This window comes from Pectobacterium punjabense, from assembly GCF_012427845.1.
In the GTDB taxonomy this organism is placed as follows: Bacteria; Pseudomonadota; Gammaproteobacteria; order Enterobacterales; family Enterobacteriaceae; genus Pectobacterium; species Pectobacterium punjabense.
In genome coordinates, this window is the sequence record NZ_CP038498.1 from 3,492,881 (window position 1) to 3,514,199 (window position 21,319).

General features: G+C 54.9%; 17 protein-coding genes. 11 read left to right on the plus strand and 6 right to left on the minus strand.

Features of this window, described 5'->3' with window-relative positions:
- Nucleotides 1-252 precede the first annotated feature (252 nt).
- Both hemL and E2566_RS15865 read left to right on the plus strand, forming a co-directional pair.
- A complete protein-coding gene (hemL, locus tag E2566_RS15860) occupies nt 253-1,533 on the plus strand; it encodes a glutamate-1-semialdehyde 2,1-aminomutase (RefSeq protein ID WP_107168736.1) in 1,281 nt (426 codons plus the stop codon).
- A gap of 162 nt (nt 1,534-1,695) precedes the next feature.
- Complete coding sequence (locus tag E2566_RS15865; protein ID WP_107168737.1) at nt 1,696-2,319, plus strand: glutathione S-transferase family protein; 624 nt, start codon at nt 1,696-1,698, stop codon at nt 2,317-2,319.
- A 2-nt stretch (nt 2,320-2,321) separates the two neighbouring features.
- Here the strand turns inward: E2566_RS15865 and E2566_RS15870 are convergent, their stop codons facing one another.
- The gene (locus E2566_RS15870; RefSeq protein WP_107168738.1) at nt 2,322-3,782 is read right to left on the minus strand and encodes an aminotransferase-like domain-containing protein; all 1,461 of its coding nucleotides are present in this window, start codon (nt 3,780-3,782) and stop codon (nt 2,322-2,324) included.
- A gap of 135 nt (nt 3,783-3,917) precedes the next feature.
- Here E2566_RS15870 and E2566_RS15875 point away from each other — a divergent pair, with 135 nt between their 5' ends.
- Complete coding sequence (locus E2566_RS15875) at nt 3,918-4,508, plus strand: LysE family translocator (RefSeq protein ID WP_107168739.1); 591 nt, start codon at nt 3,918-3,920, stop codon at nt 4,506-4,508.
- A gap of 42 nt (nt 4,509-4,550) precedes the next feature.
- On the opposite strand, the gene fhuB is transcribed toward E2566_RS15875, so the two are convergent.
- From fhuB to hrpB, 5 genes are all read right to left on the minus strand, one after another.
- A complete protein-coding gene (gene fhuB, locus E2566_RS15880; RefSeq protein ID WP_107168740.1) occupies nt 4,551-6,569 on the minus strand; it encodes a Fe(3+)-hydroxamate ABC transporter permease FhuB in 2,019 nt (672 codons plus the stop codon).
- Entirely contained in the window at nt 6,562-7,488 is a 927-nt protein-coding gene (gene fhuD, locus E2566_RS15885; protein ID WP_107168741.1) for a Fe(3+)-hydroxamate ABC transporter substrate-binding protein FhuD, read from the minus strand. The genes fhuB and fhuD overlap by 8 nt, the downstream gene beginning before the upstream one ends.
- A gap of 16 nt (nt 7,489-7,504) precedes the next feature.
- Nucleotides 7,505-8,302 carry a Fe3+-hydroxamate ABC transporter ATP-binding protein FhuC gene (fhuC, locus tag E2566_RS15890; RefSeq protein WP_107168742.1) on the minus strand — a complete coding sequence of 266 codons (798 nt, stop codon included), beginning with the start codon at nt 8,300-8,302 and terminating at the stop codon, nt 7,505-7,507.
- Nucleotides 8,303-8,917: 615 nt separating this feature from the next.
- A complete protein-coding gene (gene mrcB, locus E2566_RS15895; RefSeq protein ID WP_107168743.1) occupies nt 8,918-11,395 on the minus strand; it encodes a bifunctional glycosyl transferase/transpeptidase in 2,478 nt (825 codons plus the stop codon).
- Between the two features lie 102 nt (nt 11,396-11,497).
- On the minus strand, nt 11,498-13,942 hold the full coding sequence (hrpB, locus tag E2566_RS15900) for an ATP-dependent helicase HrpB (protein ID WP_107168751.1): 2,445 nt from the start codon (nt 13,940-13,942) through the stop codon (nt 11,498-11,500).
- 93 nt (nt 13,943-14,035) lie between these two features.
- Between hrpB and thpR the strand changes: the two genes are divergently transcribed.
- From thpR to panC, 8 genes are all read left to right on the plus strand, one after another.
- Nucleotides 14,036-14,578 carry an RNA 2',3'-cyclic phosphodiesterase gene (thpR, locus tag E2566_RS15905; protein WP_107168744.1) on the plus strand — a complete coding sequence of 181 codons (543 nt, stop codon included), beginning with the start codon at nt 14,036-14,038 and terminating at the stop codon, nt 14,576-14,578.
- 350 nt (nt 14,579-14,928) lie between these two features.
- A complete protein-coding gene (sfsA, locus tag E2566_RS15910; protein WP_107168745.1) occupies nt 14,929-15,633 on the plus strand; it encodes a DNA/RNA nuclease SfsA in 705 nt (234 codons plus the stop codon).
- A 268-nt stretch (nt 15,634-15,901) separates the two neighbouring features.
- Nucleotides 15,902-16,357: an RNA polymerase-binding protein DksA gene (dksA, locus tag E2566_RS15915; RefSeq protein ID WP_005969032.1), complete on the plus strand. Its 456-nt coding sequence runs from the start codon at nt 15,902-15,904 to the stop codon at nt 16,355-16,357.
- Nucleotides 16,358-16,484: 127 nt separating this feature from the next.
- Entirely contained in the window at nt 16,485-17,453 is a 969-nt protein-coding gene (gluQRS, locus tag E2566_RS15920; RefSeq protein WP_107168746.1) for a tRNA glutamyl-Q(34) synthetase GluQRS, read from the plus strand.
- 106 nt (nt 17,454-17,559) lie between these two features.
- Entirely contained in the window at nt 17,560-18,972 is a 1,413-nt protein-coding gene (pcnB, locus tag E2566_RS15925; RefSeq protein ID WP_205942465.1) for a polynucleotide adenylyltransferase PcnB, read from the plus strand.
- Nucleotides 18,972-19,469: a 2-amino-4-hydroxy-6-hydroxymethyldihydropteridine diphosphokinase gene (gene folK / locus E2566_RS15930; protein WP_107168747.1), complete on the plus strand. Its 498-nt coding sequence runs from the start codon at nt 18,972-18,974 to the stop codon at nt 19,467-19,469. The genes pcnB and folK overlap by 1 nt, the downstream gene beginning before the upstream one ends.
- Nucleotides 19,470-19,585: 116 nt before the next feature.
- Nucleotides 19,586-20,383, plus strand: a complete 798-nt coding sequence (gene panB, locus E2566_RS15935) for a 3-methyl-2-oxobutanoate hydroxymethyltransferase (RefSeq protein WP_107168748.1) — start codon at nt 19,586-19,588, stop codon at nt 20,381-20,383.
- A gap of 79 nt (nt 20,384-20,462) precedes the next feature.
- Nucleotides 20,463-21,317: a pantoate--beta-alanine ligase gene (gene panC, locus E2566_RS15940; RefSeq protein ID WP_107168753.1), complete on the plus strand. Its 855-nt coding sequence runs from the start codon at nt 20,463-20,465 to the stop codon at nt 21,315-21,317.
- Nucleotides 21,318-21,319: the final 2 nt, after the last annotated feature.

Consider the following 21,319-nt stretch of genomic DNA (forward strand, 5'->3'; position numbering starts at 1 on the left):
TCAGGGCTTATCAGGTGATAGACCCATATTCATACGCTTATTATCCGGCAGTCTGCGAAAACGTTCAAGATTTGACAGCAGCTGTTGAAATAATCGCCGCATTATGCCGCCTCCTCTCCCCCACAGCCAGTACTCTCTGTGGGTATGGCGCGGTGTGTTTTCAAGTGAAACCCCGTACAGCGATTTCATAACGGCGGTCAGTTCATTAGAATACCCCTACATTTTACGATCAAGACCAGTCAGGACCGCGTAATGAACAAATCTGAAAGCCTGTATGCTGCGGCACAGCAACTTATTCCCGGCGGTGTGAACTCACCCGTTCGTGCTTTTAACGGCGTCGGCGGCACGCCACTGTTCATCGAACGAGCAGACGGTGCCTACCTCTACGACGCCGATGAGCAAGCGTATATTGATTACGTGGGATCGTGGGGTCCGATGGTGCTGGGTCACAACCATCCGGCGATTCGTGATGCTGTGATTGCTGCCGCAGAGCGCGGTCTGAGTTTTGGCGCGCCTACCGAGATGGAAGTGCAAATGGCACGTCTGGTCACCTCGTTGGTGCCCAGTATGGATATGGTACGGATGGTCAACTCCGGTACAGAAGCCACCATGAGCGCAATCCGTCTGGCACGAGGTTACACGGGTCGCGATAAAATCATCAAATTTGAAGGCTGCTACCATGGTCACGCCGACTGCCTGCTGGTAAAAGCCGGTTCCGGCGCGCTGACGCTGGGTCAACCGAACTCTCCCGGCGTTCCGGCCGATTTCGCCCGCCATACGCTGACCTGCGTCTATAACGATCTGCCATCCGTTCGCGCCGCATTTGAACAATACCCTGATGAGATCGCCGCGATTATCGTCGAGCCCGTCGCGGGCAACATGAACTGCGTTCCACCGCTGCCAGATTTTCTTCCCGGCCTACGCGCCTTGTGTGACGAGTTTGGTGCACTGTTCATCATCGATGAAGTGATGACCGGCTTCCGTGTTGCACTGGCAGGTGCACAGTCACACTACGGCGTAGTGCCGGATCTGACCTGTCTGGGAAAAATTATCGGCGGCGGCATGCCAGTCGGCGCATTCGGCGGTAAGCGTGAAGTCATGCAAGCACTGGCACCGACCGGCCCGGTTTATCAGGCGGGAACGCTGTCTGGCAACCCCATCGCCATGGCCGCCGGCTTTGCCTGTTTAACTGAAGTCGCGAAACCCGGCGTACATGAAAAGCTCACCGCATTGACCAATCAGCTAGCTGATGGCCTGCTGGCTGCCGCGAAAGCCGAAAACATTCCGCTGGTAGTGAATCAGGCGGGCGGCATGTTCGGCCTGTTCTTTACTGATGCTGACAGCGTCACAAGCTATCAAGATGTGATGAAGTGCGACGTCGAGCGCTTTAAGCTGTTCTTCCACATGATGCTGGAAGAAGGGATCTATCTCGCGCCGTCCGCGTTTGAAGCAGGCTTTATGTCGCTGGCACATGCACCGCAAGATATCGAACGCACCATCGAAGCAGCACAGCTCTGCTTCTCACGCCTATAACGCGAACGCGTACACCATGGCGTCACTCAGTGGCGCCATGGCTGCTCAATAACAGCCCCTCCCCCGCCTTACATTTTTTCATCAGGATGCTCATTTGAGAATGACAAGCCCTCTCAAATTGGTTATGAGTAAGTCTACTTGCCTGAAAATAGCGGAGAAGTCATGTTAAAGGTTCTAGGACGCACGTCGTCGATCAACGTTCGGAAAGTGCTGTGGCTGTGTGACGAATTGGCAATTCCTTTTCAGCGCGAAGACTGGGGCGACGGCTATAAGTCACCGCAGTCACCGGAATTTTTGGCCCTTAACCCCAATGCCATGATACCGGTTATTCAGGACGACGATTTCGTCATGTGGGAATCGAACGCGATTTTACGCTATCTCGCTAACGCGAAAGACGGAAGCTGGCTCTACCCACAGGAGCCGCGTAGTCGCGCCCCGGTTGATCAATGGATCGACTGGCAGGCCACCGAGCTCAATCCCTCATGGCGTTACGCCTTTATGTCGCTGGTTCGCCAGTCTCCCGCACATCAGGAACCGCAGCTATTGGTAGAATCCTGCGCGCTTTGGTCACGCACCATGGGCATTTTGAACCAGCAATTGGAGCGGACTGGTCACTACGTTGCAGGGCAAGCGTTTACGCTGGCCGACATTCCCATCGGGCTATCGGTCAATCGCTGGTATGAAACACCGCTGGAACACACAGACTATCCTGCCGTCCGCGCCTACTATGAACGCTTAAGCGAGCGTGCAGGCTACCTGACCTGGGGACGAAACGGCACGCCATAACGCTATTCTGTGCTACCCGGCCCGATACCGCTCATTTCACAGGCCAGTGCGCCAGCACGCTTAAGCGCATAGGTGTAGCGTTCATCAAACGGGTAGCAGCAAGACAGCCGAAGCGCGTGCTTACAGCGGCCGCTCAGCGTGTAAAGTTCACCGGGCGTGACGCAAATTCTTTCTTGCAGCAGACGATGAAATAACTCCACCCCATCCACGCCGCCCGGTAATTCCAGCCAGAAGACAAAACCGCCCTGCGGCTGCGTTGCACGTGTACCCTGCGGGAAATGTCGAGCGATCAGCCCGCGAGCCTCATCCATCTGCGCGGCATAGCGGCGGCGCAGCGTGCGCAGATGATGATCGTAACCGCCGGACTCCAGAAACTGCGCCAGCGTTTCTGATAACAGCGCCGATTCCGCCATCGACGACACCGCTTTCAGTCGCGCCACCTTTGCCCGAAAACGCCCCGACGCCATCCAGCCGATACGAAAATCGGGTGCCAGCGTTTTCGTGAAGCTGGAGCAGTAAATCACCCAGCCTTCACGGTCGAAGGCTTTCACCGTCGGCGACAGCGGCCAAGTAAATTGAAGTTCGCTGTACAAACCATCTTCGATAAGCGGTACTTGATAATCGTTCACCAACGTTGCCAACCGCTTTTTATCTGCCAGCGTCATGCTGCACCCTAGCGGATTCTGCGCGTTTGGCATGGCGATAATCGCCTGTAAGCGATTTTCTGATAACAGTAACTCCAACGCATCCAGCGCGAGCCCACGCTGCGGATCGGTCGGAATCTCCACCGTTTTCAATCCCAAACTGGCGAGCAGAGGAAAGAGATAAAAATAGGTTGGCGTTTCCAACCCCACGCAGTCGCCCGGCTGCGTCACCGCGCGTAGCGCTAACTGTAACGCCTCCATACAGCCGTGAGCGATCGTGATGTCCTCACGGGTCAATGTCATCCCCAAATCCATCGCTCGCCGTGCCACTTCGCGCCGCAACCGCTCACTGCCCGGCGGTAGCGCATAGCGACCAATCAATTCAGGCTGTCGCCGCAGCAAGGAAGCGGCAATACGGCTAATCTTCTCGGTAGGATAGAAATCGGCATGCTGCGGGCATGCCAGAGAAATATTGGTGTAGTCAGGGTGCGTCTGGGCAGCAAATACGGTATCAATCAAATCCAGTTTTTCACTGCCCGGCACAATCACCTGCGCACGGTGAGGTTTGCTTTCCGTCAGCGACGGCAGACGCCCCCGCACAAAATAGCCGGACTGCGGCCGTGCTTCGATCAACCCGCGATCTTCGAGAATACGCCAGGCGTTCAGCACCGTATTCACACTCACCTGATGCGAACCGGCAACGCGGCGAATAGAAGGCAGACGGCTCCCCGGCGCTAACGTCCCTTGATGAATCGCCGTGGCGAAGGTTTCCGCGAGCTGTTGATAGAGCGTACTTTCTTGTGAGTCGATAATGGACACAGTTCCCCCGCCAGCCGATGAGTACAGTTAACAATTAATGCATTTTGTACCCATAACAATAATCATTTTGTGTATCTGTAACCATTTCTTTTTTCTGCCTACCATAGTGTTCTCCCCCATCATCAGGATAACACCATGCTCGACCCTTCTTTTTTCAGCTACGTCACCGTCATGTCCATCACGCCGGGACCCAATAATCTGCTGCTGGCGACCTCAGGCGTCAATTTTGGCCTGCGTCGAACGTTGCCGATGATGATGGGCATTTCCGTTGGCTGTGGGATACAAACGGCGCTGATGGGTGTGGCCTTAGAGCTTCTGCTGAGCTGGATGAGTATGATTCGCCTCCCGCTCACCGTGCTGGGGTGCGTCTATCTGCTGTGGCTATCGTGGAAAATCGTGCGCTCATCGGCACCGGAATTACAAGGACGAGTACAGCCGATGACCGTACTGCAAGGGACGCTCTTTCAGGCGGTGAATCCGAAAGCCTGGCTGATGTCCAGCAACATCGCGCTGCTTTATGCCGCCAGCGGCGGCCTTTTCACCACGGTAATCGCCTTTATGGCGCTCAATCTACCCTGTATTTTAGTCTGGGCGCTGCTCGGCGATCGCATCGGTAAACATCTTCAGGAACCGTGGAAACTGAAAGCCTTCAACGGCATCATGGCGCTTTCTCTGGTACTCACCACCTTCTGGATGCTGGTCGAAGCCATCCACCTCTCAGGCTAATCACACGGCGTCGGCGGGCTTACCTTCCCGCCGACGCTCGCGTTATTTCACCTGCTTGCGTAGCAGATACACAAAGTAAGGTGCACCAATAAATGTCGCGAGCAACCCTGCCGGAATCTGTGCGGGAAAGAGGATCATCCGGCCAAACCAGTCTGCCATTACCATCAGCGCGCCACCAATCAGCGCAGAGCTAGCGATTTGCGGCAACACACGGCTAAAGCCCAGCATCCGCGCCATATGCGGCGCCATCAGGCCCACAAAACTCATCGGCCCGACCATCATGGTTGCCATCGCGGTCAGCACCGATGCCAGTAACAAGACCAGCAAACGAACCGGCATGACGGCCACGCCAAGCGCTCTGGCCGTGGTGGTACCCAGCGGCAGAATACGCAGCCAGCGCTGGCACAGCGGGACAATCAATAATAGCAGAACGGCAATCACTGCCGTGCGTATCGCGTCAGTCGGTTCAACCGCATAGGTTGATCCCGACAGCCAGGTCAGCACGGTGCCCATACGCGGATCGCCACTGGCCAGCAGCAGCGCAATGACGGTGGTGAACGCCATGCTCAGTGCGATCCCCGCCAGCAGCATACGCTGCGTAGAGAAACCACCGCGTCCGGCGATCATCACCATGACCAGCAACGTCAGCGCCGCGCCCGCACTTCCGGCGGGAAGCAGCCACACGAACGCATTGCCGGGGATGAAGAACAACAAAATAATGACGCCAAACGATGCACCGGAGCTAATTCCCAGCACTTCAGGACTCCCCATCGGGTTGCCTGTCAGCTTCTGGATTAGCGTTCCCGCCACCGCCAGCATCACTCCAGCGGTCAGCGCCGCCAGAACCCGAGGCCAACGCCATGAGAGCAACTGCGTTAACACCTCACCGCCGCCCCACTGCCAACCTTCGGCATCTTTCCCCAACATCAGCGCCGTGATAACCACCATTCCTAGTAGCACGATGCCAAGCACCAGCCATGTTCCCCACAAACTGCGCTCAGCCGTCGGGGTGCTGTTATTGTCGATCATCGCCGGTTGACCGCTATTACGCAGGCGCGGCAGCAGCCACAGTAACAGCGGCGCGCCAATCAGCGCGGTCGCCGCGCCCGTCGGCACGTCAAGCCACACCCGGCTCAGCCAGATAACCCCCTGATCGGTCACACCGAGCAGCAGCGCCCCCAGCAGCGGAGCTAATAAGAGACGATGGAGTAAACGCCGTGCACCCAGCATTTTCGCCAGCAGCGGCGCAAACAGGCCGATAAAACCGATAATGCCCGCCGCATTCACCAACTGCGCACACAGAAAAATCCCCAACCCAAGCGCACTCAGACGTGCCAACGACAGCCCAAGCCCCAGATTACGCGCAACGCCATCATCCAGTCCCAGCAGCGTTAGCGGGCGAATCAGCAGCAGCGCCAGGCAGAAACACACCGCGAGACGCGGGAGAACAAATTGTACATTGCTCCAGTCCTGCTGGTTCAGTACCCCGCTGCTCCACAAGAATAAGCCTTGCAGTTGTTCATGATGGAAGAGCACCAGCAGTTGATTGACCGCGCTACAGTAGAAACTCAGCACCAGCCCCGCCAAGATCAGCGTCACTGGCGATAACCGTTTGCCCCAGGCGACGCCAAATACTAACGCGCCAACCATCAGTGCCCCCATCATCGCTGCGGCCTGCTGGATCACTGCGCCGCCGGGCAGCGCCCACAGCGTGACTACCGTAATGCCTAGCTGTGCCCCCGTGGCAATCCCCAGCGTTGACGGCTCAGCCAGCGGATTGCGCAAGACCTGCTGGAACAGCACACCGCACAGCCCCAACCCAGCGCCAATCAGCGGCGCCAACACCATGCGCGGCAGCAAACTGTAGTGGAACAGAAGCTGCTGCATGTTGTTCAACGCAGGCTGCGTCAGCGCCTCAAACCACTGCGACACAGGCAATTGCTGCTGCAAATTGTAGCTGCCCACGCCCAGAATCACGAACAGCAGAAAACCAATTAAAACAATGGGAAGCACCAACGGGTGCACAGCACGCTTGTGCGCGACAGACGGAGAATTAGGCATATTTTCTCGCCTCCAATGCCTGATTCAATACGTGGCAGAAGCGCATCGCCGAGAGCGTTCCACCATACAGCCAGACGGCAGGCACACGTTGCAAACGCTGGTTACGCACAAACGGCATGGCCTGCCAGAGCGGATTATTATCAAGCTGTGCGCTGATGGCACTATCGCCATGCTCGAAGCAGAGCACGTTGGCATCGCCGACGTCTGCCAGGCTTTCAATCCCCACAATCGTACTGCCCCAGAAGCTGGTTTCGCTGCGCCAGGCATTTTCTATCCCGACATGATCCATCACTTCCTGAAAAAGGCTGTTCTTGCCAATCACCAGCACATGGCGGCTATCGACCAGCGTAATGAGCAGCAGGGGACGCTCGGTATATGGCTGAAGCGTAATCTTTTCCTGTTGGATAAACTGCGCCAACTCCGCCAGATGCCGTTCTCCAGCGGCCTTCATATTTAGCGCGTCAGCCAGCTTCATTACTGATGCCTGTGCCGACGTCAACGGCTTCCCCTGTTCGCTGCTGAAGCCAAAACCCAGCAGTGGAGAAATACGGGACATTTTCGCGACCGAAGGGCCGTAACCTTCAGAATAAAGAATCATGGACGGGCGAATCTGCGTCAGCAATTCAAGGTTAGGCTCGGTGCGCAGCCCCACATCAATCACCGACTCAGGCAATGCCGGCTCTTTCACCCATAGGTTATAATTATGCTTATCGGCAATCGCGAAGGGGGTAATGCCTAACGCCAGAAGCAATTCAACGGGCAACCATTCCAGCGCCACAATGCGGTTCAAATCAGGACGTGAAGCGGTGGCTCCCCTACTCGCCGCCGAATAAACCAGCGGAGACAGCAGTAGCGCCGTCAGCAAGCGACGACGTAACGGGTCAGGAGAACGCGGGGAAGAAAACAATTCAGGCATCATTAGCAGGTAAACCGAGTTAACAAACGAAGCTGACCGGTGCGCCACCAGCCGGATGAGGCAGAATGCCCATGGGAATACCGTAGATACTTTCCAGTACATCCCCTTGCATCAGCGTGACAGGCTCGCCTTGTGCAATCATTTTACCACCGCGCAGCGCCACCAAATGATCGCAATAGCGGGCAGCCATATTGATATCATGTAGCACTGCAATCACGGTAATACCGCGCTCGTGGCTCATGCGCTGAATCAGCGCCAGGACCTCAACCTGATGCGCAATGTCCAGTGCGGAAGTCGGCTCATCCAACAGCAGGCAGCGGCTATCTTGCGCCACCGTCATCGCCAGCCAGGCTCGCTGCCGTTCGCCGCCGGACAGGCTATCCACCAGACGGTTAGCAAATGGCTTTAGCCCAACGAGCGTGATGGCTTCTTCGACCTTTTCCCGATCGGCGCTGCCGAAACGGCCTAATGCGCCATGCCACGGGTAGCGCCCCACAGCAACCAACTCACGCACGGTCATCCCTTCAGCAGCGGGAAGCTGCTGTGGTAAATAAGCCACCTGACGGGCGAACAATTTGCTGTCCCAGCTTCCGATCGCCTGTTCTCCCAACAATGCCGTTCCGCTGCTGGCGGGCTGGTGACGTCCCAAAATTTTCAGCAATGTCGATTTGCCTGAGCCGTTGTGTCCAATCAGACCACAGACTTTCCCGACGGGGAACGTGATAGAGAGCGGGTGTAGCAGCGTGCGTCCGGCGACGGAAAAGCTGACGTCGTCCAGTCTGAAGGTGGTATCAGGCAGTACAGTTTGATTTTGCATAGCGCTTTTGATTTTTAATGTCACGGACGGAAAGGAGATAAGCGGCGATCGCTATTCCCGTAACTATCGAACCAGACCCATAACGATCAAGCTAAAAGAGAACGATAATGATTACGATAAAGGCAGCATGATAGGCGCAACGGAATACCAATCGCAAGACTTTTACCTATTGGCATCGGTTAGCATGGCAGGAAAAGCGGTATCAGGCAGGATGTGGTGCTCGCCCCAAAATAGTAGAGAAAAAAATCCCCACAAATTCAGCCTATTAGGTACATTTTATATCACTATTGAGGCGATTTCGTGCGCTTCGAACATTGTTATCTTCATGTTACGTCGTAGCACGCGCCCGACATAGGGGGCTACGCCAGCCCCCTATGAACCCCGGCTTTTGGCGGAAATTATGCCGCTAAAGCGGTGCCTTCGTCGGTATCAGGCTTAGAGGACCGCTTGCGACACGCTCCCGACATGGCGCAAGCTTGAGCCGCGTCCATGCGGCTCATCCTAAGCCTGCTATCTCCTCAGCATAATTTTTTACGCCGGATAACGACAAAACACGTGATACCCCTGCCTTTGTCTATAAGAGACAATAGATTAACCAGGGGCAGTGAGAAGAATTTATTGACCAAACATTTCTTTGATCCAGTCAGCGACACCTTCTCCGTTTTGCTGGTTTTGCTGTGCTGAAGGCTGCGGCTGACTACTCTGACACAGCGCCTGCGGGTTATCCGTCCAGACCGGCAAGACGCGTCCAGCGCTGCTGCCGTTGCAGATAAAGTTCCCGCTGGCATCCACTGTCATCGTCGTAATACCTTCCGGCGGCGTCAGCATCAACGGCAGCGGCGTTTGGTTTTCCAGATAGCGACGATAGATCGTCAGCGCCCCGTTCGCCCCCGTCAGCTTGGCCGGACCGTTGTTATCACGCCCTACCCAGCTAATCGCCACTTCTTTACCATCAATCCCAGCAAACCAGCTGTCACGCAGGTCATTAGTGGTACCGGTTTTCGCCGCCAGATGATAATTCGGGAATTTCACCGCCAGCGAACGCGATGTACCGCGCTCAACCACTTGCTGCATGCCGTATAGCGTCAGATAGGCCGCCTGCGCAGGAACCGCGCGTTCAGCCTGCGGGAAGCTCTGATACAGCACCGTACCATCTTCCGCAATCACCGAACGCAGTGAGGAAAGTGGGGCACGGTTGCCGCCGCTGGCGATCGTCTGGTATTCCTGCGCCACTTCCATCGGCGTTAGGCTGATCGCACCCAACAGCATCGCTGGTACAGTCTGAATGACGTTTTCGGGGATACCTAAACGCTTCAAGGTTGCCGTGACCTGATCCAGCCCTACGGCCATCCCCAGATTGACGGTCGGGACGTTCAGCGAGTTTGCCAACGCATCGACTAACATGACGCGACCACGGAATTCACGATCGTAGTTCTTCGGCTGCCACAGTTGTCCGTTAGGCTGCTTGATCGACAGCGGCTCATCCGCCAACAGGGTATTCAGACGATAGGTGTCCGGCTGGCTCAATGCCGTCAGGTAAGTCGGCGGCTTCGCCAGCGATCCGACAGGGCGACGCGCCTGTAGCGCACGGTTAAACCCAGCGTACTGCGTTTGAGCACCGCCAACCATCGCGCGGACTTCGCCACTGAAACGATCGACAATCACCATCGCGGCTTCCAGATCGCTGACGTTACGCCCTGCACGCAGTGCCGGCACGCCGACTTCCACCGCTTTTTCCGCCGCATCCTGCGAGACCGGATCGAGCGTGGTGAAGACCTTCACGCCGGAGAGATCGTTAACCTTGTCGCCAAGTCGCTGTTGCAATTCCTGACGCACCATCTGCATAAACGCGGGCTGAGGACTGATTACGCCGCCTTTCGGCTGCACGCCCAGCGGACGCGCACTCAGCATGTTGTACAGATCGGCATCAATGACCTGCTGATTCTGCAATAGTCGCAGCACCAGATTGCGTCGCTCTAACGTAATATCTGGGTTACGCCATGGGTTGTACAGCGATGCCCCTTTCACCATCCCCACCAGCAGCGCCTGCTGATCGAGACTCAGCTCATTCACCGGACGGCCAAAGTAATACAGGCTGGCAAGCGGGAAACCGCGGATCTGATCGTTACCGCTCTGACCGAGATACACCTCGTTAAGATACAGCTCAAGGATGCGATCCTTGCTGTAGCGATAATCCATGATCAGCGCCATATAGGCTTCGTTGGCTTTACGCCACAGCGAACGTTCGTTGGTCAGGAACAGGTTCTTCACCAACTGCTGCGTCAGCGTACTTCCGCCCTGCACTGCGCGTCCTGCGGTGATATTGGCTAAAAACGCACGGCCAATCGAGTACAGGCTGATGCCATCGTGTTCATAAAAATGGCGGTCTTCAGTCGCCACCAGCGTATCCACTAACAGATCGGGGAAACCGGCACGCGGCACAAACAGGCGCTGTTCGCCATTCGGCGACTGCATCATAGTGATCAGTTTCGGATCGAGACGGAAGAAGCCGAAATTACGCTGGTTGTCCAGATTCTGGATCTGTGACAAACGATCGTTGGCAAACGTCAGGCGCGCCTGAATCTGCCCTTCTTTTCCATCAGGGAAATCAAACGGGCGGCGCAACATATCAATGCTGTTACCACGCACGCTGAATTCACCCGGACGGGTAATGCGACTCACCTGACGGTATTGCATACCTTCCAGCAGGCTAATCATCTCTTTTTGGCTATAAGCCATGCCGGGCTCAAGGTTGACCATGCGGCCATAAACAGCGGCGGGCAATTGCCAGACTTTGCCTTCAATACGGCTGCGGATCTGGCTATCGAGGTATACACCGTAGATCGCCATCGCCACGGCAAAGATCAGGAACAGCTTGATCGCCAGCCCCAGCCAGCGCCGTCTTCTCTGTGATTTCCGCGTCATCGCGTCATCGCCATCGTAATCATCATCGTCGTCATAGTCGTCCTGATAATCGTCATAGTCATCATCATAGTCGTCATCCCTGCGACGTCGTATGGCCTGCTTGCGTTCAGGCTTACGTTTTGGCGCTTTCCCTTTGCGTCCGATAGGTTCGCGGTCATCCCGAGACATTACAATAACTTCTCCATCAGGTTGTTCACGGCTATCAGCTTTGCGCTCAAGCCGCCTACTCTGTTTCCAGCCCCCTTTTTGGGAAAGCGGAAACGTCTGAAATTAGTGATTCTGATATTTCTTGGTACGCCTCGTCGGCGCCGTATTCGCCGGATCATCCGGCCAGACATGCTTGGGATAACGCCCCTTCATCTCTTTTTGCACGTCGCGGTATGTCCCTTGCCAGAAGGCCGCTAAATCGCGCGTAATCTGTAGTGGACGCTGTGCGGGTGATAAAAGCTCCAGTACCAGCGCCACACGACCTTCTGCCAGCAGCGGGCTCTGCTGCTCGCCGAACATTTCCTGCATCCGTACCGACAGTACCGGTGGCTTATCGTCATAATAGGCAATGGGCAAACGGCTACCGCCAGGCGCGGTGTAATGCGTGGGCAACGCGTTATTCAGTCGCTGACGCAGCGACCAATCCAGCAATCGCAGCAGCGCGTCGCTCAAATTAATCTGGTGTAGTGCACGTAAATCGCGCACGCCAGACAGTGACGGCTGTAACCAGATTTCCAACGTTGCCAGCAGCCTGTCATCATCCACTCGCGGCCAGTCAACCTCAGGCAACCACTGACAAGCGCACTGTAAGCGAGCACGTAACTGCAACGCCGCAGCGTCCCAATTCAATGCTTTAAGCCCCTGCTCCCGAATCCAGGATAGCATCGCCTGCTGTAATGCCTCGTCAGAAGGCTTGTTCAACGGGCGCGTTCGCAGAGTCAGGCAACCAATCTGGTCGCGCTGGCTGGCGCGCAGAGTACCCTTTTCTTCGTCCCAGTGCACCACGTTACGCTCATTTATTAATCCGGGTAACCGCCGCTCCAGCCGTTCAATATCCAGCGGCAACGCCAATAGAATCCGCGCATCTGCGCTCTGGCTATTTTGTAATAGCGAAGGTGCCAGCAGCCATTCGTTACCTGACAACGCTTCATCAGCCGACATCATCGCGCCGCTACCGTTAGCAAGCTGGTAGCGCCCATCCTGACTGCGCCGTCGTGCGATACGATCAGGGAAAGCCAGTGCCAGCAGCCAGTCGGCTTCGCCGCCGTCAATATGCCCCGAAGTCGTCGATAAACGGCGCGTCAGCTGTTTTGCTCGCCGCAACCAATGAGGGAGCGGGCGATGCAGCCAGTCAGCCAGATTAATCGATCCGCTACGCGGTGGCTCTTCAAGTATCGCCGCCAGGCACCCTGCGGTAGCCAACGCGTCCGGACCTTGCTGTGATGCGGCATACAGCAGGGTTGCCAAACGGGCATCGCTGCCTAACGCGGCGATCTTACGCCCTTCGGTAGTCAACCTATCCTGCTCATCCGTAATACCAAGCTGGCGCAGCAGGTGTCGCGCAGCATAAAGCGCAGGAGCCGGTGGCAAATCCAACCAGGTCAGCTGCGCTACATCGGTACAACCCCACTGTAATAAATCCAGCCAGACGCTGCTTAAGTCGCTATTCAGGATCTCGGCTTCACTTTGTGCCGCAGCACGTTCTGCCTGTTCGCGAGAGCACAGGTGCCAGCAAATACCGGGACTTAAACGCCCCGCACGCCCCGCGCGCTGCACCATCGAGGCTTGGCTGATGCGCTGTGTTACCAGCCGAGTGACGCCGCTTTTCACATCAAAGCTGGCTACACGCTCAAGACCGCTGTCCACCACCAGCCGGATACCTTCAATTGTCAGGCTGGTTTCAGCGATATTAGTGGCTAATACCACCTTACGCCGGCCCGGCTCCGCAGGCAGAATGGCCTTTTGCTGTTCCGCCAGCGTCAATGCGCCATATAAAGGACAGAGATCCGTCTCGCTCGACACGCCATTTTCCAGCAGCGCCTGCACGCGGCGAATCTCTGCGACGCCAGGTAAAAACAGCAGCAGCGAACCGTCTTCTTCATTGAGTAACCGCCGTACCTGTCGCGCAACGCCGTCTTCCAAACGCTCCTGACTATTTAGCGGCGCATAGCACCGCTCGACCGGATAACTACGGCCTTCGGAAACCACGCAAACGGCTTCCGGCAACAGCGCTGACAGCCGCGCATTGTCGAGCGTGGCGGACATAATCAGCAGTTTTAAATCGTCACGCAGCCCCTGTTGCACATCCAGCAGCAGCGCCAATGCCAGATCGGCCTGCACGCTGCGCTCATGGAATTCATCAAGGATGATTAGCGCTACACCTTGCAGTTCCGCATCCTGTTGCAGCAAACGGGTTAGCATGCCTTCGGTGAAAACTTCCAGCTTCGTTGCACTACTCACGCAGGTTTCTGAGCGCATCCGATAGCCTATCGTTTGCCCTGGCTCTTCACCTAGCTGCTGTGCCAACCGCCAGGCAACACTCTTCGCCGCCAGACGGCGCGGTTCCAGCATGATGATGCGCCCGTTCAAATTGCCCTGTTGCAGTAATTGCAACGGCAGCCAGGTTGATTTCCCCGCCCCCGTTGGGGCATTGAGCAGCACCTGAGGCGCGGTATGTAGCGCCGTTATCACATCATCCAGCACGGCGCTGACGGGCGGTAAAATCACAGACATCTCCGTATAAGGTTAACTTTCAGCGGCGAGCATTGTAGCATCTGGATGAATGTAGCATCGGATGGAATCAGAACAAGAGAGTGCACCATGCCAGCCCCCCGCCGCCTGTTTTTTGCCTTATCATTGCCGGAAACCACACAGCAAGAAATTATCCGCTGGCGTGCCGAACACTTCCCTCTGGACGCGGGCCGTCCGATCGCGGCGGCCAACCTCCATCTGACGCTGGCGTTTTTAGGCGATGTGAGTGAGCAAAAAGCGCAGGTCTTACAGGCCTTAGCAGGCAGAATCCGCCAGCCCGCGTTTACCCTCACGCTAAATGACGCTGGACATTGGCCGCGTCCCGGTGTTGTCTGGCTAGGCTGCCGCCGAGCACCGCGTGGATTGTTACAGCTCGCGGAACTGCTGCGTTCTCAAGCTGCACGCAACGGCTGCTATCAAACATCATTACCTTTTCATCCACACATTACGCTATTGCGCGGCGCGACTCGTCCCGTGGCGATTCCCCCCGCGACGTTCAGTTGGCAGACCGACATGACGCACTTTTCCCTTTACCAGTCTCTTTTCGATAACGGTAAAACCCGCTATCAAAAGCTGGAAAGCTGGTCATTCATTAAGTTAGATATACCCTAAATAATTCGAGTTGCATGACAAAACGTTAGCGTTTTGAACAACGCTCTGCGTTGACCCTTTAGGGCAAGGCTCATTTATAGCCTTGTAACGCGGCAACCGAGCGACAAATTCGTCGGGAACGAATTTGACCAGCCAACGGCTGGCCTTCGGTGAGAGACAGGATGTCTCTCATTTCATCCCCAGGAGCTTACACAAGTAAGTGACTGGGGTAAGTAAGGACAAATCGGCTTAGCCGATTTGAACGCCGCTTGCGGCGGCCCTTCAGGGCGAGGCTCAGAACCGAGCCGAGTATTGCCAACGCACAAGCAGCTTGAAGTATGACGGGTATAAACGAATAAAACAGGATACGCATGAACTACACCCCACGCTTACAACCTGCTCGCTTAATTAAACGTTACAAACGCTTTTTGGCCGATGTCGTGACGCCGGAAGGCGAGACGTTTACGTTGCACTGTGCCAATACCGGTGCCATGACGGGCTGTGCCACACCCGGTGATACCGTGTGGTATTCAACGTCCGAGAACCTTAAACGTAAGTATCCGCAAAGTTGGGAACTGACTGAAACACAACAAAATGACTGGATTTGTGTCAATACTCTGCGTGCCAACACATTATTGCACGAAGCCTTATTAGAGAATCGCATAGAAGAGCTAGCAGGCTACTCTGATGTAAAAACGGAAGTGAAATACGGTACGGAAAACAGCCGAATCGACCTGCTTTTACAGGCGCCAGACAAGATTGACTGCTATATTGAGGTGAAATCTGTCACATTATTGCAACATGAATGTGGTTACTTTCCCGATGCGGTTACACTCAGAGGGCAAAAGCATCTGCGTGAGCTGCAACAGATGGTTTCCAATGGAAAACGCGCCGTCCTTTTTTTCGCCGTTCTCCATTCAGGAATCCAGCAGGTTTCTCCTGCCCGGCATATTGATTCACGGTATGCGGAATTATTTATCGAAGCACAGCGGGCAGGGGTTGAAATTTTATGTTACGGCTCCACATTATGCCCTGACGGTATTACGTTGACGCATAAGCTACCGTTGTTGGGATGAAGCACAAGCATTGCATAACACGCCGAACGCACCACCCAAGGCGTAACACATTGTTTATTATTTAATGTAAGCAGGTTGTTCCTCACACTTTATCAGGCCGGTGTCAGGAAGCATTGCCAACCCCATCTTCATCTGCTATTTATAGCGGCCTGTTTTTTCCCCCCTTTGGGGGCCGATATACCCAGATAGCTGAAGTTCTGGTCGACAACGCCGCAACTTCACTGCATAAAAGGGTATTATGCGTGTCGTGTTATGTAGGAGAAGCAACATGCAAGAAGGGCAAAATCGTAAGACATCTTCTCTGAGCATTCTCGCAATTGCCGGAGTAGAGCCGTACCAAGAGAAGCCGGGCGAAGAGTATATGAACGACGCTCAGCTGGCTCATTTCAAGCGTATTCTTGAAGCATGGCGCAACCAACTCATGGATGAAGTGGATCGGACTGTATCGCACATGCGCGATGAAGCCGCTAATTTTCCCGATCCCGTGGATCGCGCGGCGCAGGAAGAAGAGTTCAGTCTCGAGCTGCGTAACCGTGACCGTGAGCGTAAGCTGATTAAGAAAATCGCCAAAACGCTGGTGAAAATCGAAGATGAGGACTTCGGATTCTGCGAATCCTGTGGCGTCGAGATTGGCATTCGCCGTCTGGAAGCTCGTCCGACTGCCGATCTGTGTATCGACTGCAAAACGCTGGCAGAGATACGCGAAAAGCAAATGGCAGGATAATATCCTGTCTAAAATCGGCTCCTGCCACTCGCAGGGGCCGTCTTCGGATCATGTACCGCTGATGAATGATATTCATCACTCTATCTTCTGTCTGGATAAAACGCTGACGAGATAGCACCAACCTCTTATGTCTGGAACCGATTGTTTTACCGGAAAAAATAGTTTTTCTGAAGCTACTCGCATTTCTGAAACCGACCGTTATATCGGGCGCTTTGCTCCTTCTCCCTCTGGTGACCTGCATTTTGGCTCATTGATCGCCGCACTGGGTAGTTATCTTCAGGCTCGTTCTCAACAAGGGCGCTGGCTAGTACGTATTGAAGACATCGATCCTCCGCGGGAAATCCCCGGGGCCGCTTCTCGCATACTCGCGCAATTAGAACACTACGGTTTGCACTGGGACGGCGGTGTGGTTTACCAGTCACAGCGGCATGCGCGTTACCGTGAGATCCTTCAACAGCTTCAACAGCAGGGAATGAGCTATTACTGCACCTGTACGCGTAGCCGTATTCAGCAGCTAGGTGGGCACTATGATGGCTATTGCCGAACGCGCAACCTGCCCGCCGATAACGCCGCGCTCCGTCTGCGCCAGGCGACGCCGGTATTTCATTTTCACGATAAATTACGTGGCGATCTGTATGCCGATAACGCCCTCGCTCGGGAAGATTTTATTATCCACCGCCGCGATGGACTTTTTGCCTACAATCTAGCCGTGGTGATCGATGATAACGATCAGGGAATTACCGAGATCGTACGCGGTGCCGATCTTATCGAACCAACCGTTCGTCAAATCTCGCTCTATCGCCAATTGGGCTACACGATCCCCACCTACGTTCATCTGCCGCTGGTGCTGAATCTCGAGGGAAATAAGCTTTCCAAACAAAATCACGCCCCTTCACTACCGAACGGCGATCCGCGTCCTGTGCTGCTTGCCGCACTGCAATTTTTGCATCAACCACTGCCAGAAAATGGCCAGGATATGACGCTTTCCGCGCTTCTGGCATGGTCTGTGGCGCACTGGTCCCTGGATACCATCCCGTTGCAGGCGGCAATAAACGCGTCCGCGATCACATCAGCATTCTCAAAGGGGCATTGGTGAGCTATGATTAGCCGCTATTTTTCGTGGCGCGCCATCCTTAGCCGCCCCTTTGGGGGGCGACGCCAATGCTGTGCTGTTGATTTATCCATCACTATCGAGGTGTATTATCTTTTCCCGAGTTGCTAATTTTTGTCGTAAAGTACTGAATCGTGAGAACGAAATGGTCGAATCAGAGGAACCGCGTCAGCATCTGACGGTGATCCCGCGTGACCAACATACAATTTCACGCAGCGACATCAGCGATAACGCGCTGAAAGTACTTTATCGCCTGAACAAAGCGGGCTACGAGGCTTATCTGGTTGGCGGCGGCGTACGCGATCTGCTGCTGGGCAAAAAGCCGAAAGATTTTGATATCACCACTAACGCCACGCCCGATCAGGTGCGTAAGTTATTCCGCAACTGTCGTTTAGTTGGGCGTCGTTTCCGTCTCGCACATATCATGTTCGGGCCAGAGGTGATTGAAGTTGCCACGTTCCGTGGTCACCACGATCAGCATCAAGAGCAGCAAGAAACTAAAAACTCTTCTCAGCAGGCTCAGAGTGGCATGCTGCTGCGCGACAACATTTTTGGATCGGTTGAAGAAGACGCCCAACGCCGCGATTTCTCAATCAATAGTCTCTACTACAGCATTGCTGATTTCAGCGTACGCGATTATACCAATGGCCTGAACGATCTGCGTCAGGGTGTCATCCGTATGATCGGCGATCCCGAAACGCGCTATCGTGAAGATCCGGTGCGCATGCTGCGTGCCGTTCGTTTCGCCGCCAAGCTGAACATGACCGTCAGCCCAGAAACCGCCGAACCGATTCCTCGTCTGGCTTCATTGCTGCACGATATTCCCGCAGCACGTATGTTTGAAGAATCGCTGAAGCTGCTTCAATCGGGCTATGGCTATCCAACCTATAAAATGCTGTGTGAATACCAGCTGTTCCAGCCGCTTTTCCCGCTGCTGAGCCGTCATTTCACACCAAACGGCGATTCCACGCTGGAGCGCATGGTTGCTCAAGTGTTGAAAAACACCGATAAGCGTTTGCAAAACGACATGCGGGTGAATCCGGCATTTTTGTTCTCCGCCATGCTGTGGTATCCGCTGATCGAGCATGCACAAAAGCTGGCTCAGGAAAGTGGTCTGGCCTACTTCGATGCATTCTCGCTGGCAATGAACGATGTACTGGACGAACAGTGCCGTTCTCTGGCGATCCCTAAGCGTATTACCTCGTTAGTCCGCGATATCTGGCAACTGCAAACGCGTCTGTCTCGCCGTCAGGGTAAGCGTGCTTATAAGCTAATGGAACATCCTAAATTCCGTGCTGCGTATGACCTGCTTTGCCTACGCGCCGAAATCGAAAACCATCAGGAGCTGCTGCGTCTGGCTCAATGGTGGGGGGAATTCCAGGTTGCAGCACCGCCACGCCAACAAACCATGCTGAGATCGCTGGATGACGGCCCGACACCACATCGTCGCTCCCGTCCTCGTCGCCCACGTAAACCGACGACGGCACGCAGGGATCAAGCCTGATGGCACGCGTGTATCTGGCGCTGGGCAGCAATCTTGCCCAGCCTTTGCTGCAGGTACGCGCCGCACTGGCAGCGCTGGATGCGATTCCACAGACTCGCGTCATTCGCTGCTCCTCATTTTATCGTAGTCGCCCGCTCGGCCCACAGGATCAACCGGATTATCTTAATGCCGTCGTTGAGCTGGAAACCGCATTAGCTGCCGAATCATTGCTCGATTGCACACAGGCTATTGAGCTGGAACAAGGTCGCGAACGTAAAGCACACCGCTGGGGCCCGCGCACGTTGGATCTGGATATTCTGCTGTTTGGTGATGCCACGATCCAGACAGAACGTCTGACGGTGCCGCATTACGATATGAAAAATCGTGAATTCATGCTCTACCCGCTCGCGGAAATTGCCCCTGATCTGGCATTCCCCGACGGCGAAACGCTCGTGCAACGGCTAACCCATGTCGATCGCAACGGTCTGACATTGTGGGACGACAACACTCCTACCTGAGCCACAATAAAGCCAACATACAAGCAGATTGAAGCATAGTGGGTATATCGCTACACGTCGGCTTACATTAGAATGTTCCCCTCAATTCTTCGCCCTATTGACATAGGAAGACCGTCATGAAACCGACGACTATCTCCCACTTGCGCCAATGGAAACAAGAGCAGCGAAAATTCGCTACGATAACAGCTTACGACGCCAGCTTCTCTCGTTTGTTTTTTGAACAAGGCATTCGTGTGATGCTGGTGGGTGACTCTCTGGGAATGACCGTACAAGGTCACGATTCCACCTTGCCCGTGACTACAAACGACATCGTTTACCATACTCAGTGCGTCCGCCGTGGTGCTCCGCTGGCTCTGGTTCTCTCCGATATGCCATTTATGACCTACGCCACGCCGGAACAAACATTCAGTCAGGCGGCAGAGCTGATGCGTGCCGGTGCGAATATGGTGAAACTGGAAGGCGGAAGTTGGCTTGCCCCAACGGTAAAAATGCTGACTGAACGTGCCGTGCCGGTTTGCGGTCATCTGGGCCTGACGCCGCAATCCGTTAACATCTTCGGTGGTTATAAAATTCAGGGGCGAAGCGAAAGCGACGCTAATCAACTGCTGGCCGATGCACTCGCACTTGAAGAAGCCGGAGCACAGTTACTTGTGCTGGAATGCGTACCTGTCGCACTGGCTAAACGCGTAACGGACGCGCTGTCAATTCCTGTCATCGGCATTGGCGCAGGCAATGTTACCGATGGGCAGATTCTGGTCATGCATGATGCCTTTGGCATTACCGGCGACAACACGCCTAAGTTTGCCAAGAACTTTCTGGCGCAAAGCGGTGGCGATATCCGCGCAGCAGTGCGGTTGTATGCACAAGAAGTCGAACAGGGTATCTACCCGGCCGAAGAACATTCATTTCATTGAGACATTCATTTCATTGAGAAATGTCGTTTCATTAAAGAACGAGCATTTCATTAATCAGGCTATTTTTGGGAGTATGGGTGTGTTAATAATCGAAACCCCTCTGCTGCTGCGCCGCGAAGTTCGTCGCTGGCGTCAGGAAGGGAAACGCATAGCTTTGGTTCCCACTATGGGCAATTTGCACGACGGGCACATGACGCTGGTCGATGAAGCCAAAGCACGCGCCGATATCGTTATTGTCAGCGTTTTTGTCAATCCCATGCAGTTTGAGCGGCCAGATGATTTAGCCCGCTACCCCCGGACGTTGCAGGAAGATTGCGAGAAATTAAACCGCCGTGGTGCCGATCTGGTTTTCGCACCGAGCCCGGATGTGATATACCCAAATGGGTTGGAGTCGCAAACGTTTGTCGATGTGCCTAGGTTGTCTTCTATGTTGGAAGGCGCTAGCCGCCCCGGTCATTTCCGCGGCGTGGCCACCATCGTTAGCAAGCTGTTCAATCTGGTACAGCCGGATTTGGCCTGCTTCGGCGAGAAGGATTACCAGCAGTTAGCGCTGATTCGGCAGCTTGTCCGCGATATGGGCTATGACATTGATATCATTGGCGTCCCTATCGTACGAGCAAAAGACGGTTTGGCATTGAGTTCGCGTAATGGCTATCTCAGTGCTGAAGAGCGCCAGCTGGCACCGACGCTGTATCAGTTGATGATGGCACTTTCAGCGCAGTTGGACAACGGCGATCGCCAGATCGATACCTTGCTGGAACACACGGCAGATAAATTGCGCGAAGCGGGCTTTACGCCTGATGAACTGTTTATCCGCGATGCTGATACGCTGCAACCGCTGAGCACTGCCAGCACGCGTGCAGTGATTTTGATGGCTGCCTGGTTAGGCAAGGCCAGATTGATTGATAACCACCAGGTCGATTTGACTGTATGAAC

Bases quoted from the DNA above. Each gene is read 5' to 3' on its own strand.
- hemL (WP_107168736.1), top strand. From the start codon at position 253: ATGAACAAATCTGAAAGCCTGTATGCTGCGGCACAGCAACTTATTCCC.
- E2566_RS15865 (WP_107168737.1), top strand. From the start codon at position 1,696: ATGTTAAAGGTTCTAGGACGCACGTCGTCGATCAACGTTCGGAAAGTG.
- E2566_RS15875 (WP_107168739.1), top strand. From the start codon at position 3,918: ATGCTCGACCCTTCTTTTTTCAGCTACGTCACCGTCATGTCCATCACG.
- fhuB (WP_107168740.1), bottom strand. From the start codon at position 6,569: ATGCCTAATTCTCCGTCTGTCGCGCACAAGCGTGCTGTGCACCCGTTG.
- fhuD (WP_107168741.1), bottom strand. From the start codon at position 7,488: ATGATGCCTGAATTGTTTTCTTCCCCGCGTTCTCCTGACCCGTTACGT.
- fhuC (WP_107168742.1), bottom strand. From the start codon at position 8,302: ATGCAAAATCAAACTGTACTGCCTGATACCACCTTCAGACTGGACGAC.
- mrcB (WP_107168743.1), bottom strand. From the start codon at position 11,395: ATGTCTCGGGATGACCGCGAACCTATCGGACGCAAAGGGAAAGCGCCA.
- thpR (WP_107168744.1), top strand. From the start codon at position 14,036: ATGCCAGCCCCCCGCCGCCTGTTTTTTGCCTTATCATTGCCGGAAACC.
- sfsA (WP_107168745.1), top strand. From the start codon at position 14,929: ATGAACTACACCCCACGCTTACAACCTGCTCGCTTAATTAAACGTTAC.
- dksA (WP_005969032.1), top strand. From the start codon at position 15,902: ATGCAAGAAGGGCAAAATCGTAAGACATCTTCTCTGAGCATTCTCGCA.
- gluQRS (WP_107168746.1), top strand. From the start codon at position 16,485: ATGTCTGGAACCGATTGTTTTACCGGAAAAAATAGTTTTTCTGAAGCT.
- folK (WP_107168747.1), top strand. From the start codon at position 18,972: ATGGCACGCGTGTATCTGGCGCTGGGCAGCAATCTTGCCCAGCCTTTG.
- panB (WP_107168748.1), top strand. From the start codon at position 19,586: ATGAAACCGACGACTATCTCCCACTTGCGCCAATGGAAACAAGAGCAG.